The sequence below is a fragment of the Brakhagea slesvicensis genome (assembly GCF_052161625.1).
In the GTDB taxonomy this organism is placed as follows: domain Bacteria; phylum Planctomycetota; class Planctomycetia; order Pirellulales; family Pirellulaceae; genus JBKCUI01.
The window spans coordinates 2654103-2667417 of the sequence record NZ_CP197412.1 but is presented as its reverse complement, the minus strand read 5'-3'; the positions used below and the strand labels follow the sequence as shown (position 1 = coordinate 2667417).

At 56.7% G+C, this 13315-nt stretch carries 11 protein-coding genes; 7 read left to right on the top strand and 4 right to left on the bottom strand.

Features of this window, described 5'->3' with window-relative positions; genetic code table 11:
• The first annotated feature begins 20 nt into the window (after window positions 1-20).
• The 3 genes from SH467x_RS10160 to SH467x_RS10150 all read left to right on the top strand — a co-directional run bounded on the left by SH467x_RS10160 (window position 21) and on the right by SH467x_RS10150 (window position 4299).
• A complete protein-coding gene (locus SH467x_RS10160) occupies window positions 21-1211 on the top strand; it encodes an HD-GYP domain-containing protein (protein WP_482371155.1) in 1191 nt (396 codons plus the stop codon).
• 177 nt (window positions 1212-1388) lie between these two features.
• Entirely contained in the window at window positions 1389-2867 is a 1479-nt protein-coding gene (guaB, locus tag SH467x_RS10155; protein WP_482371154.1) for an IMP dehydrogenase, read from the top strand.
• The gene (locus tag SH467x_RS10150) at window positions 2842-4299 is read left to right on the top strand and encodes a hypothetical protein (RefSeq protein WP_482371153.1); all 1458 of its coding nucleotides are present in this window, start codon (window positions 2842-2844) and stop codon (window positions 4297-4299) included. Before guaB ends, SH467x_RS10150 begins: the two co-directional genes overlap by 26 nt.
• A gap of 1 nt (window position 4300) precedes the next feature.
• Here the strand turns inward: SH467x_RS10150 and SH467x_RS10145 are convergent, their stop codons facing one another.
• The 3 genes from SH467x_RS10145 to SH467x_RS10135 all read right to left on the bottom strand — a co-directional run bounded on the left by SH467x_RS10145 (window position 4301) and on the right by SH467x_RS10135 (window position 7197).
• Window positions 4301-4594 (bottom strand): RHS repeat-associated core domain-containing protein, encoded by a 294-nt coding sequence (locus tag SH467x_RS10145; RefSeq protein ID WP_482371152.1) that lies wholly within the window; start codon window positions 4592-4594, stop codon window positions 4301-4303.
• Between the two features lie 642 nt (window positions 4595-5236).
• Window positions 5237-6199, bottom strand: a complete 963-nt coding sequence (locus SH467x_RS10140) for an SMP-30/gluconolactonase/LRE family protein (protein WP_482371151.1) — start codon at window positions 6197-6199, stop codon at window positions 5237-5239.
• The gene (locus tag SH467x_RS10135) at window positions 6199-7197 is read right to left on the bottom strand and encodes a sugar phosphate isomerase/epimerase family protein (RefSeq protein ID WP_482371150.1); all 999 of its coding nucleotides are present in this window, start codon (window positions 7195-7197) and stop codon (window positions 6199-6201) included. Before SH467x_RS10135 ends, SH467x_RS10140 begins: the two co-directional genes overlap by 1 nt.
• Window positions 7198-7432: 235 nt before the next feature.
• Here SH467x_RS10135 and SH467x_RS10130 point away from each other — a divergent pair, with 235 nt between their 5' ends.
• The 4 genes from SH467x_RS10130 (at window position 7433) to SH467x_RS10115 (ending at window position 11503) form a co-directional block, all read left to right on the top strand.
• Window positions 7433-7921, top strand: coding sequence for a GNAT family N-acetyltransferase (locus SH467x_RS10130; RefSeq protein WP_482371149.1), 489 nt, complete (start codon window positions 7433-7435; stop codon window positions 7919-7921).
• Window positions 7922-8024: 103 nt separating this feature from the next.
• On the top strand, window positions 8025-8456 hold the full coding sequence (locus SH467x_RS10125) for a thiol-disulfide oxidoreductase DCC family protein (protein WP_482371148.1): 432 nt from the start codon (window positions 8025-8027) through the stop codon (window positions 8454-8456).
• A 5-nt stretch (window positions 8457-8461) separates the two neighbouring features.
• Window positions 8462-9547 (top strand): tRNA epoxyqueuosine(34) reductase QueG, encoded by a 1086-nt coding sequence (queG, locus tag SH467x_RS10120; RefSeq protein ID WP_482371147.1) that lies wholly within the window; start codon window positions 8462-8464, stop codon window positions 9545-9547.
• Window positions 9548-9619: 72 nt separating this feature from the next.
• Window positions 9620-11503, top strand: a complete 1884-nt coding sequence (locus tag SH467x_RS10115) for an alpha/beta hydrolase family protein (protein WP_482371146.1) — start codon at window positions 9620-9622, stop codon at window positions 11501-11503.
• 57 nt (window positions 11504-11560) lie between these two features.
• On the opposite strand, the gene SH467x_RS10110 is transcribed toward SH467x_RS10115, so the two are convergent.
• The gene (locus SH467x_RS10110) at window positions 11561-13252 is read right to left on the bottom strand and encodes a SpoIIE family protein phosphatase (RefSeq protein WP_482371145.1); all 1692 of its coding nucleotides are present in this window, start codon (window positions 13250-13252) and stop codon (window positions 11561-11563) included.
• Between the last annotated feature and the right edge of the window lie 63 nt (window positions 13253-13315).

The following is a 13315-nucleotide window of genomic DNA, read 5'->3' as shown; positions in this document are numbered from 1 at the left end:
AACCAATGTGAAAAAAAGCCATGAGTGATCAGACTTGGGTGATACAAACGGAAGATCTCCAAATCGGGACCGTTTTGAGCTTCGATTTGCTTGATTCCAATGGGAACGTATTGCACAAGTCGGGAATGCCGATCAGCGAGAGGCTTAAAGAGCGATTGGCCGCAATTGGGATCACATCGGTGACGATCAAAGGGGCGTCCGAGGCAACTCCATCCCGCGTGGAGTCCGTACTCAGCAACGCGTTCGACCCAGCCATCTTGCAAGCGGTTCACGAATCCATTTCGAAGGCCGAGCTCGCCGTCGTCAACGCGATTGAAAAGCTGGCCCGAAAAGAATCGATCGATGCGGACGAGGTCGCGCAAGGAGTCGAATCCTTCATCGACACAGCCGGCAAGGACTTGGCCGCCGCTTTGTCGACGTTAACCACCCATCGCCCCGTGGAGGATGCGGAATCCATCCAACGCCTTGCCGATCGGAGTGCAAAGCTCTCGCTCCTCGGAGTTGTCACCTGCCTGAGCCAAGGTCAATCGAGCCAATTCGCGCTCGAAGTGGGTATGACCGGCCTATTGCACGATTGCAGCTTGATCTTCTACCCCAGACTGCTGAACCACAACGGACTCGATGCGCTCGAGGGGGAGGATCTCGATAGCTATCGACGCCACCCCATCGAGTCGGCGGAATTGCTCCAAAACTCCCCTGGGATCCCCGAACGGGTCCTCAAAGCCATCGCGCAGGTCCACGAGCAAGCCGACGGCTCCGGATTCCCCAACGGTCTTCGCCTCAATGAAACGTTGTACCAAGCCGTCATCTTGAACATCGCCGACGCTTATTTGTCCCTCACCGACTCCGCCGCCGCCCGCCGATTCGTCCAATCCGACGCGATCGTCTACCTCATCAACCATTCGGCCAAAGGAAAATTCTGCCCCAAGACCATCCAGTCCATGATGCGAGGGATGTCGATTTACCCGATCGGCACGATTGTCTTGCTGGATGACCAAACCAAAGCCGTCGTGGTCCGAAGCAACGTCGAAAGCCCGATGAAACCGATCGTCCGAACGCTTAACGCAGCCCAGCAACGGATCGACCTACTCCAGAGCAATCGCACTATCAGCGGTCCCTACGTCGACGACACGACCGGCTTCCAGCGGGTGCGAAAGACCGAGCTCAACAAAATCTTCTGGCGACTCGACACCCTCCCAGCTACCGCCTGATCGCCCGCGCGCCGCCACCCGTTCGCCCTCTCCATCCGCGATCCCATTCCCACCTGACTCGTGGATTCTCCGCGAAACCCGATCCATTGGGGGGGGACGCAGCCCTACCGGATCGGCTGACTTTTGCAATAATAGGACGGTTTCCAAGATCCCAAAACCTTTGATCCAGGAAACGCTATGGAAGACAAGCTCGCTTACAAAGGCATTACCTTTGACGACGTTCTGCTGGAGCCCCGCTTCTCGGAAGTGCTCCCCTCGGGTGTCGATGTAAGCACGCAGCTGACCGCCCGCATCCGGCTGCGAATCCCATTTCTTTCCTCCCCCATGGATACCGTCACCGAAAGCGAGATGGCTATCGCGCTTGGCAAAGTAGGCGGATTGGGGGTTATCCACAAAAACATGAGCCTCGAGGCTCAAGCGGAAGAAGTGACCAAAGTCAAACGTTCCGCAAATGGCATCATTCCCGATCCCGTCACCTTGCTCCCGACCGAAAGCGTGTCGCAAGCCCAGGACTTGATGCGAAAACAAAACGTTTCGGGCGTTCCGATCATAGAGAAAAACGGCAAATTGGTCGGAATCCTCACCCGCCGGGACTTAAAGTTTCTCGAGTCTTCCGAGCTTCCCATTTCCGCGGTCATGACCAAAGAGAATTTGGTTACGGCGCAGGGGAATGTAACGCTTGCGGAAGCTGAGCGAATTTTAACGGATAAAAAGGTGGAGAAACTTTTGCTGGTTGACGATGAATACAAACTGACGGGAATGATCACGATCAAAGACATCGACATGATCAAAAGCTACCCAAATGCTTGCAAAGACGAGCAGGGTAGGATTCGAGTCGGTGCGGCGATCGGGGTGTTCGACCTGGAGCGAGCCGAACAGCTCATCCGCCGCGGTGTGGATGTGCTGATCGTCGATAGCGCTCACGGTCACTCCTCCAACGTGATCGAAACCGTCAAACAGCTGAAGCGTCAGTGGAACATCGATGTGATCGCCGGCAACGTAGCAACCTACGAAGGCGGAAAAGACTTGATGAACGCTGGAGCGGATGCCGTCAAAGTAGGGATCGGACCAGGATCCATATGCACGACGAGAGTGATATCAGGCGTAGGTGTCCCGCAAATCACCGCCATTTATCAAACCACAAAGGCTTGCGAGAAAGCAGGCATTCCGACGATCGCAGACGGTGGAATTCGCTATAGCGGCGATATCACCAAAGCGATTGCCGCAGGAGCCTCCTGCGTCATGATCGGAAGCTTGTTCGCAGGTCTCGCAGAGAGCCCAGGACGAACCATCCTCTACCAAGGCCGCACCTTCAAGGCCTACCGGGGAATGGGATCGCTGGGAGCGATGGTCAAAGGTTCAAGCGAACGCTACCGACAAGGTAGCCAGGATCAGCTGTCCAAGCTGGTACCGGAAGGCGTCGAAGGACGCGTACCGTTCAAAGGACCCTTGGCCGACTACGTTTACCAATTGGTTGGCGGACTTCGCGCTGGCATGGGGTACTGCGGTACCCAAACCATCGCGGAGCTACGCAAGGATGCACGTTTCATACAGGTTTCGGCCGCAACGGTCCGCGAGAATCACCCTCATGACATCGCCATCACGCAGGAAGCACCCAACTACAGCTCGGATGTCTCCCAATCAGGGGACAACTAGCCGTCGCCACTCCGGCTATCGCGAATGGATTCGCGTTGCCCTTCTCGCTGCAGTCCCTTTCGGATTGGTTCTCGCCAACCAATCCTCTGCTCAACAACCTCCCGCTTGGTCTCCACAACCCTTTGCGAGACCAGCCGCCCCCGCAGACGCTGCTCCTGCAAACAGCCTCCGAAGCGGAAACGCTGCCGAAGCCAACTCGGTCGCCCGATGGCGAAAAGTTGAACGAGCACCTGCACAAAAGCCAGCCTCCTACTCGCAGTCCCTCGCGCCACAATCCAACGCGCCACAATCCAATACTGCCGCTCCTCAACCTTCGCTCCAATCGATTCCCGAATCGGAACTGCAATCGACCTCGTTCAAACCAGTCGCACGCCGCCAACCGGTCACCCCTGCCAACCGTATCACCGACCAAGCGATCCAGCCCGCTTCCACCCACGCTACGAACGTGAACACCCACGCTGCGAACGCGACAACCCGTCGCTCGCCTGGCGTCCGTTTGGCCAACTACCAAGACGCGGCACCCGCTCAAGACCTGTTGTCCCTGCCGCCGGCCCCACAAGGCTTGCCATCGGCCCCCATCAATCCACTCCCATCGTTGGACTCCGAACCCCAACCGCTCTTGCCAAAACAAGAGACTGCACCGATGCCCATGCCTCTGCAATCTCCATCGGATCGCAGCCTGCGAAGCAACGGCCTGAATCTGGACTCGGACGATGCGACCTCACAGCCATTCGCGCGCCCCTCCTCCCGCGCTATGGCCGATTGCGATTCCCTCCGGCAAGCCCTGAAGGATTCGGATATCACGAAAATCAGCGTGGATACCTCTCCCACCTTTGTCGAAGGATACAGAAACGAACGAGCGACCAATTCCAAGGACGCGTTCATCCAACAAGCCCCTCAACGACCTTGGTATAGCTTGGCCGGAGAAGTGGTCGCGGAAGGCCGCTTGGTCGACCTCGCATACGGTTCGGTCGTCATCGAACAAAACGACGGGACGCGCTCGACCTTCCTGCTCAACCGCTTGAGCGACGCCGATCAAATCTACGTCGCCGAAGCTTGGGGCATCCCTGCTACCTGCTCTCTCAACGACACATCGCTGGATCCACGCAACTTCATCGCCACCACGATGACTTGGAAGGCATCCGGGGCCTGCCACAAACCCCTCTACTTCGAAGAGGTGCAACTGGAGCGATACGGACACGAATGGGGCCCTTGGGCACAGCCAGCGATCTCCAGCTTGAATTTCTTCAAGAACGTCGCGGTTCTCCCCTACAAGATGGGAATCCATCCGATGAACGAATGCCAGTACTCGCTCGGCTACTACCGACCGGGCTCCTGTGCACCCTGGACCGTCGGCCCCGTTCCAATCAGCTTGCGAGGCGCTGCCGTCCAAGCCGCCGCAGTCACCGGCGCTGTCTTCGCATTGCCTTAAGTCAGGAGCCGATGGTGTCTTGGCTGAGCCAACGGCCGGTTTGCGGATCGTACCAACGAGCTCGGTTGTACTGCATTCCAATGTCGGAATCCCAATCGCAGCCCGTGTAGCCGAATATGCTTTCCACCGCTGCCGTGTCTGTACTCGATATCGCGGTGCCTGAGGAGTTGCAGTCCACCTCCCGAATCAGCCTGCCTATCATTGATTCCACAAAGTATGCCGAACGCATAGCAGCTTGTAGCCGGCGGTTGAGCGCCAGCGACACCGCCGGTACGTCCCCAAAAGGATTTCGCATCCAGAACGGATGCCAACGCGTTGGCTGAATGCTCGCCTCCTCTCGCGTTCGGTTCTCTTCTTCGCGCCGTGGCGCCGTAGCGAGAAATTCTTAACTGACCTGAAACCGAAGAGAGTGGCTCGCCAAGGCGCCAAGCTCGCCAGGGATTGAGTTGGAACTCTGAGGAGGAGCGTTGGTGATGGCCAATGGTGAACGTTCCCCTCTTTTTGTCCTGAAAGGACTCGAGCGATTAGCCGGGGGTTGAGCGCGTGCGACACCCCCGGTGGGTTCCTACAAGCTGTGATCCTTTCAGGATCGATTGTAGAACCGTCGTCTCGACGGATTCTTTTGCTGGAAAGGCATGCACAAACAGATGCTGGCGGGGGCGGTAACACCCCTGTTTTCTGAAGATCCTGTGCATCATGTCCATCCATGTTCCTTTTCCGTGTCTTCCGTGTGTTCCGTGGTTAAAAATCTAATCCTGTCTTGCCCCTCTCTAAAGTGATTGGCGAGGAACGCGATCGCAAACTGGAAGCGGCTCGCCAACTGCGCCAAGTGAAACGAGCGGCAGCGAAATCCCCAGGCAGGATGCGTTCATACTGCGTTAACCTGGCAAGACTCCATCGGCTCCAATTCTTAACAACTGGATACACCGAATCGAACCTAAGGCTCGACGAACGGTTGGGTTAGCGAGTTGTAAGCGGTTTGGTCGGCTAGCTTGCCGAACGGAACCGCAAAGAGCGCGCCCGCATTCTTTGCTTCGGCTTGCCGCTCCGAAGGCATGTGCTCCACGGCGGTGGTAATGATGAGCCACAGCGAATCCTGCGAATCGACAAACCATTGCGGGCAAGTCGCTTGAGGGCTCGCCGGGGTTCGCCATTCCGCCACGACCGCTTGGTCCTTCAATCGAACTTGAATGGTCCGACCGAAGGCCGCCGGATTGGGGTTGTAGAGCGAGATGATGACACTCTCTCCATCCAAGCTCATGGTCATCCCATCCGGAAACGCGGGATCGCTCGTCAAATCAACCACTTTCGTTTCCGACACGATCTTTCCTGCCTCGATGTCGATGCGATAGCGAACGACCGATTTGGTCGGCGTGTCGATATCGAGCAAATCGACCCAACCCTCTCCCTTGGCCGCAATGCACTTTCCATTGCTGCAAATCTGATCGCCCCGAAGCTTGAACAGCCGGCGATCGGAACCTCGCCAAAAATAAAGCCCCGCCTTCTTGGTGGCGAACTCCAAATCCTTGCAACCGAAAAGCAGATTGCCATCCCATGTCAGCCCATCGTTGATGATGGTGCCGGACACGTCGGCATCGATCCCTTCAGCGAGGGTCGTCATGGACCCGTCCTGCGGATGATAGATCGCAATAGTTCGTTCGCATCCGACCACGAAATTTCCGCGATCGGTTCGGAATGCAAACCCGGGACGCCCCGGCAATGGATAGCTTTGATTCGTGCCAGTTGAAACATCGAAGACCTGAATCGATCCCACGCGGCTCTCGGCCCCATGCTGGATCGCAACCCACGAAAATTGATCTGGACCAAAGGGATACGGCCCCTCGGGAAGAAACCGAAGAGCCGCGTCCGCTGGTAGGTAAAGTAAAGTTGCTTCGCTCATTATGCCTTTTCAAATGCGGAATCGAATGCGCGACCGCTCGGTGCAAAGTCCAGATTCTTGACGAAGCGAGCTGCCTCGGCCGCCCCGAACTCGCGGTCCATCCCGCTATCTTCCCACTCCACCGAGAGAGGTCCGCTGTAACCGATGTCGTTGAGCGCACGGATGATCTCTTCAAAATTCACACTGCCACGCCCTGGGCTTCGGAAGTCCCAGCCACGACGCGGATCGCCAAAGTTCAAGTGACTGCTCAGGATACCCGATCGACCATTCAACTTGGTCGTCGCATCCTTCACGTGCACGTGATAGATCCGATCGGGAAACGCGCGGATGAACTCGACAGGATCCACCCCCTGCCAAATCAAGTGACTGGGGTCGAAGTTGAATCCGAACTCCGGTCGATTGTCCAAAGCCTCGAGCGCCATCTTCGCCGAATAGATGTCGAACGCAATTTCGGTCGGGTGCACTTCCAATGCGAATCGAACGCCGTTCTTGGCGAACTCGTCCAAGATCGGATGGAATCGAGTTGCCAGAAGCTTGAACCCGTCGTCGATCATCGACTGTGGAACAGGCGGAAAGGAGTAGTTCAAGTGCCAAATGGAGGAACCGGTGAAGCCGTTGACAACTCCCACTCCAAACTTCTTGGCAGCCCGAGCCGTCGCCTTCAGCTCCTCGCATGCTCGCTCGTTCACCCCTGCAGGATTTCCATCGCCCCAAACATAAGGCGGCAAAATCGACTTGTGACGAATATCGATCGTGTCCAAAACGGCTTGGCCGACCAAGTGAGCGCTGATGGCATGGCACTGCAATCCCAGGCTATCGAGAAACGCTCGTTTGTTGTCGCAGTAGGATGGGTCCGAGTTGGCTTTGTCGACTTCGAAGTGATCGCCCCAGCAAGCGAGCTCGATCCCGTCGTATCCGAAGTCCTTGGTGAGCTGAGCCATCTTGGAAAGAGGGAGGTCGGCCCATTGGCCTGTGAACAAGGTGGCAGGTCTAGCCATGCTTGGAATTTCTCCATGTGTTGAGTTGAGAGGCCTGATGTTGGCCTCCCAGGATACCAAGTAGCCAGCGCAAGTACAGGTAGCTCAAGCCGGAGTGCCTACATGGATTCCTGCCCAGGAATGGGTATCCTTTACGCAGTCGTTGTCCCCTCGGCGACGGCCTCATCGGTCGCTCCCTCCTTGGTCGATTTCGCAGAAAGATTTGCTCCCGCACAGAAAGATTTGCTCCCGCACCATGCGATTGGATTCCCTCACCCTACGCACGATCCCAGGTACTGAGTGTCCCGCAGAACTTTGGGATCTTCGATTCGCTGTCTTGCGAGAACCGCTCGGAGGAAACCCAGCCTCTGCGAGATTTGTCGGCGACGACCTGCCGACCACCCGACACTTCACCGCTTGGTACGAGGACCAAATGGTCGGCTGCGCAAGCTTGATGCTCTCCACGACCCCATTGCCTGCCGACCTCCCGTCCCATTTGGGGGATTGGTACCAATTGCGGGGCATGGCGGTTTCCGACGCTTGCCAAGGCTCCGGGGTGGGACGGTCCCTGCTCCAAGCGATCGACGCCTGGAATGGGGACAGCCCTAACGTTCGGCTTTGGTGCAATGCCCGGGAAGAAGCGATCGATTTCTACCGAAAGAACGATTGGGAAGAAATTGGCGAGATTTTTCCTATCCCAAACGTAGGACCCCATTTGCGCATGGTCCGCAAAAAATCGACCTAAAACCCATTTCGCAGCCTAGAATATCTTCCATGCTTTCGCATCGGCGTTTCCCTCTCACCGAGGGACGCGTCACCCGGGTTTTCCTCCATCCCCATTACGTTCCATGAACCAGGCGATCCTATCGAGTATCGACACCACCAAGGCGGTGCCCGCGTCGGATGTTGTCCTGTTCGATGGCCAATGCAACTTCTGCCGCCGACAAATCGACCATCTTCGACGGTTCGACGGAAAGGATCGCCTCCGTTTCGTTTCCTTGCACGACCCAAGCGTGGCTGTCGATTATCCTGACCTCTCCTACGAGATGCTCATGGAGCAAATGTGGGTGGTTGCTCCGGATAGCCGACGATTCGGTGGCGCCGACGCACTGCGATACCTTTCCCGGCGACTACCACTCCTCTGGCCGATCGCTCCCGTCCTCCATATCCCTTTCTCCATGCCACTCTGGAGATGGCTCTACCGCCAAATCGCCAAACGCCGTTACCGCATCGCGGGCAAAAATTGTGATGAGGGTGGTTCGTGCTCGCTTCATCGATGAAGCCGATGCGAGATCAACTCGAGGCCCTGGCTGCCTCGGCGGGATTCCCTCTCTTCGGAATCGCCACCGCACGTGAATCGGAATCCTTCTCCAATCTCCGCAATTGGATCGAGAAGGGTTATCACGGCGCGATGCATTACTTAGAGGACCGCCTCGATGCCTATCGCCACCCCAACTCGGTCCTCGACGGCTGCCGCTCGATCGCCATGCTGGGTATGCCCTACGCATCCCATCCTGAAACGCGCCGTCGCAAAGACCCTCGCTCCGAACCCCATACAACTGCCGCGCACGGTGCATCTGATTGTTCAGAAGCTCGAATCGGAAATTATGCCATGGGGGAAGTCGACTACCACGATTTCATTCGAACGCGACTGAACAGCATCGTCAAGGAGATGGAAGGGGCCGTACCTGGAAGCAAGTGGCGGGGTGTCGTGGATACGGCACCGCTTCTAGAACGCGATTACGCCCGACTCGCTGGGTTGGGTTGGATTGGGAAGAACACGCTGCTTTTGAATCGCGAGTGGGGAAGCTACTTTTTCCTCGCCGCTCTTCTCACCGATCTGGAATTACCACCCGATGAACCGATGCTGACGGACCATTGCGGCTCCTGTCGCGCTTGCTTAGACATTTGCCCCACCCACGCGTTCGTCGAACCCCATGTTCTCGACGCCTCGCGGTGCATCAGTTACCTCACCATCGAACATCGCGGCGCGATCCCTTCTGACCTTCGCGATTCGATGGGGAACTGGATCTTTGGCTGCGATCTCTGCCAAATCGTCTGCCCATGGAATCGCAAAAGGATCGAAGAACATCTCCCGGAATTCGCCCCGATCGACCAGGAGAGCCGCAACTCCCTTCGCCACTGGTTGAGCTTGGACGAAAACTCCTTTCGCCAGCTCTACCGAACCACCCCATTTTGGCGAACCAAACTCCAAGGAATGCAACGAAATGCATTGATCGCAGCGGGGAATGGAAACCGCTCCGATTTGATCGATCTCATCGAACGACACATCCAATGCGAAGACCCTGTCTTGAGCGAGACCGCTACCTGGGCTCGCAACCGAATTGCCGATCCTAAGCCCCCCCTGTAGTCAACCGCTAGGATTACAATACGGGCAGTCGGATCCCCTCCCCCCATCCCACCTTTTCGTCGAGACCCCATCGTGAAGAGCCTTCGCCGTTCCCGATTCGTGATCCTGGCCGCCCTCGCCGCCTCTTGCTCATTCGCATCACCCTGTGCCGTCCAAGCCGCAGATCCCATTCCGTTGGCTGATTCGATTCCGCTCAAGGATCTAGATGGCCATTTCCCCTTCCAACCACCGGAATCGTTGGAAGCTTGGAACGCGCGGCGCACCGAAGTCTTGGAGCAACTCGCGGTCTCGCAAGGCCTCCTGCCCAAACCGACTCTTGCTCCGGTGAAACCTATTGTTCATGGCTTGCAGGAACTCGACGGCTACGCAACAGCCAAAGTCTATTTCGAAAGCCTTCCGGGGTTCTATGTCACCGGAACCCTTTTTCTCCCACGCGATGGAAAACCAGCCGGTACGAAACGACCGGGTGTTCTCTGCCCTCACGGACATTGGGATAATGGCCGTTTCTACCATGCGTCCGATGCCGAGCTGAAAACTTCGTTGGCAACCGGCGCCGAACGATTCGAATCCGCCGCGCGGAACCCGATGCAGGCACGCTGCGTGCAACTGGCTCGGATGGGTTGTGTGGTCTATCAATACGACATGGTCGGCTACGCAGATAGCCAACAGATTTCGTTCGATCGAGCCCACCGTTATGGGGTCAAAGACGCGAACCCCGAAGTTGCCGCCGGGCAGTGGCTCCTTTACAGCCCGCGTGCCGAAGGGTTGATGCAAAGCGCCATGGCGCTGCAGACAATCAATTCGCTCCAAGCATTCGAGTTCCTGGCAAACCGCGACGATATCGATGCCAGCAAGATTGCTATCACCGGAGCCAGCGGAGGTGGAACCCAATCGTTCATCGCTGCCGCCCTCGAACCGAGGATCGCTGCCGCCTTCCCCGCCGTCATGGTGAGTACCTCCATGCAGGGAGGATGCACCTGCGAGAACGCTTGCCTGCTTCGCGTCGGAACCGGAAATGTAGAAATCGCGGCCACCATCGCCCCGCGCCCTCTCGGTTTGACCGCCGCCAACGACTGGACGAAGAACATGGAGCAAGATGGCTTCCCCGATCTTCAGAAAGTCTATGGCCTATTCAACGCCAAGAAGCAAGTCGAGCTGCACCCCTTCATCCACTTCCCGCACAACTACAACCACACTGCGCGCGGGAAGATGTATGGCTTTATCAACCGCGCCTTCCAACTCGGCCTAGAAGAACCCATCTTGGAACGAGACTTCGTCTTGCAACGAGCCGAACAATTGACGGTGTGGGATAGCGAACACCCCAAACCGGAAGCCGGCCTCGCATTCGAATCCAAACTACTGGCAAGTTGGGCCACCGACGTGGCTGCCAAAGTCCAAAAGGATCCTTCGATCGCATCCCAGGGCTGGAAGGTTCTGCTGAAACCATCGCTTGCCCTGGCCCAGACCCTGCAGTCGAGCCTGGACGGCGATGCGATCACCGTTCGCAATCTCAACAATACAGAAATAGCCAAGGGTCGCATCCCCCAGGGTTGGAACAAGCCGATTCGCATAACCGGTTTCTCCGAAGGAATAGCCGAGCCGGGAACCCTGCAAATCGGAGACCCGAACGGATTGGCCGTCGTCGACAATCAACAATCGGTCGTCAAGAATCCGCGCCCCGCCGCAGCCTACACCTTCGGCTACAACCCAACTCTCATGCAACGGCGCGTGGGAGCTGCAGTCGCCGCACTGAAAGCATTGCAAGCCAAAGGGGCCATCCCATCGGGAATCACCTTAGAGGGGAAAGGAAACGATGCCGTGCTCGTCCAACTCGTCCAGAAAGCAGCCCCCGATCTGGTGCGCGACGTAAGAACGGTCGAGCCAACATCACCGGACAAAATCGACACCATTCGCCACCCCGCCTTTGTCCCAGGAATGCTGCTGTACAAGCTTTGATACATGGATCTTGATCCCCTTTTCGATCGATTCAATAGCCTTCGAAAGACCGACAGGCTAGGTTGCTACTGGACGGTCGCGGCCGAGGATGACGAGGCACATGTCGTCTTCTTGGTCGCACCCAATGATATGCTTTTTGACGTGCGAAACGATCTCGTTTCCTGTCGCCGCAATGCTGCCGCCATTCTGCCGAACTTGCTGTCGGACTCGATCGATCGAATATTGAACGCCCGCCGCATTCGGGGCCTCGAATATTCCGTCGGTGTACAACGTCAACGACTCGCCAGGCTGTAGTTCGATCTCCACCGATTCAAATTCCAAACCTGGGATGATTCCCAACGGCGGACCTCCCACGCTCTCACCCGGCTCCTCAATCTCTTTCTTGCTGGTTAGCAAAATGGGAGGCATATGACCGGCAATCACAATCGTCGCTTTGTTCGCCGCATAATCCAATACGATCGCAGTCATCGTGATGAACCGTTCGGCTTCCAACGCCGTGATGCGATCGTTCAACGTTGCGATGGCCCGGCGGGGATCGTCAATGGTGGCGAAGGCAAATCGGGTCTCCGCCGATAACTTGGCCATGAACATCGCCGCAGCGACTCCATGCCCGACCACGTCTGCCATGACGACAGCCAGCCGCTGGTTGGAGAGCTCGATGTAGTCGAAATAGTCGCCACCAATCTGATTGGCAGGATTGTAGAACTGATAAAAGGAATATCCGGGGATCTCCGGCGAATGCCTCGGCAAAAAGGCCAACTGAACCTGCCTTGCTAACTCTAGGTCCTGCTCGACCAGCTTCTGTGCAACGACTTGTTCGTGCAATTGAGCATTCTCGATAGCGATTCCAGCTTGGTTGGCGACCCCGACTAAAATCTCAAGATCCTTGTTCTCGAATCCACCCTTTTGCTGGATAGTATCGATCTGGATGGCGCCGAGCGGCTCTCCCTCGCTGTTCAACAGAGGGGCGACGATCATCGAACGGATTCGAAAATCGGCAATGCTCTGGCTCATATCGAATCGAGAGTCGGAGCCTGCGTCGAGCGAGATGACCGCCTCACGCTTTTGCATGACTTCGCGAAGGACCGTGCGCGAGACGCGGACCATCTCTTCTTGGTCGGGGCGTCGGGTTTTTACCCAACGAGGTGTCAATTGACCTTGGTCATCCTTCAAGATGATAAATCCGCGGTCCGCTTGGATGAAGATGTTGAAAAGGGAATCGAGTACTTTGGGCAGAACCTCGTCGAGCGAAACCGCCTTGCCCAAACTCTTCATGATCTCCAAAACGGCGGATAACTTCGCTTCGGGGGAGGCGTTGATCTGGACCCCGAAATGACTGCCGCGAACGTCGAGTTTGGCCGTGACCGAACGGCTGGATGGAGCCTCCTCGCCATCGTCTACCATCATGATTCCCAACGCCGAGCTTTCCGTACCGCCGACGGATAACTCGGAGGCTTGGCCCTCCTCATGAAACGTGAGCTCGATGTCGCAAATACGTATCGAGTCCCCTTCGACCAACTGGGTGGTGTCGCCGATCAATCGACCATTAACGAAAGTGCCATTCCGACTTTTCAAGTCCTCGAGGACATAGCCAGCTCCGGACCGAAGAAGCTTGGCGTGCTGCCGCGAAACCGAGCCGCTCTCAAGGACGATATCGCAATCAGGATGCCGACCCAGTACGTATTGATTTGCATCGAGATTGTATCGGCGGCCCATCGCCGGACCGGTGACTGCATCCAAATAAGGCATATTCGAAGCAAATTCAGGGTGAAGGTAAATACGATCGCCGCAGACCGACTTATCTTATTCGAA

Coding starts and splice junctions, on each gene's coding strand:
- SH467x_RS10135 (WP_482371150.1), bottom strand. CDS start 7,197: ATGGCTAGACCTGCCACCTTGTTCACAGGCCAATGGGCCGACCTCCCT.
- SH467x_RS10145 (WP_482371152.1), bottom strand. CDS start 4,594: ATGCGAAATCCTTTTGGGGACGTACCGGCGGTGTCGCTGGCGCTCAAC.
- SH467x_RS10110 (WP_482371145.1), bottom strand. CDS start 13,252: ATGCCTTATTTGGATGCAGTCACCGGTCCGGCGATGGGCCGCCGATAC.
- SH467x_RS10130 (WP_482371149.1), top strand. CDS start 7,433: ATGCGATTGGATTCCCTCACCCTACGCACGATCCCAGGTACTGAGTGT.
- queG (WP_482371147.1), top strand. CDS start 8,462: ATGCGAGATCAACTCGAGGCCCTGGCTGCCTCGGCGGGATTCCCTCTC.
- SH467x_RS10125 (WP_482371148.1), top strand. CDS start 8,025: ATGAACCAGGCGATCCTATCGAGTATCGACACCACCAAGGCGGTGCCC.
- SH467x_RS10160 (WP_482371155.1), top strand. CDS start 21: ATGAGTGATCAGACTTGGGTGATACAAACGGAAGATCTCCAAATCGGG.
- SH467x_RS10140 (WP_482371151.1), bottom strand. CDS start 6,199: ATGAGCGAAGCAACTTTACTTTACCTACCAGCGGACGCGGCTCTTCGG.
- guaB (WP_482371154.1), top strand. CDS start 1,389: ATGGAAGACAAGCTCGCTTACAAAGGCATTACCTTTGACGACGTTCTG.
- SH467x_RS10150 (WP_482371153.1), top strand. CDS start 2,842: ATGTCTCCCAATCAGGGGACAACTAGCCGTCGCCACTCCGGCTATCGC.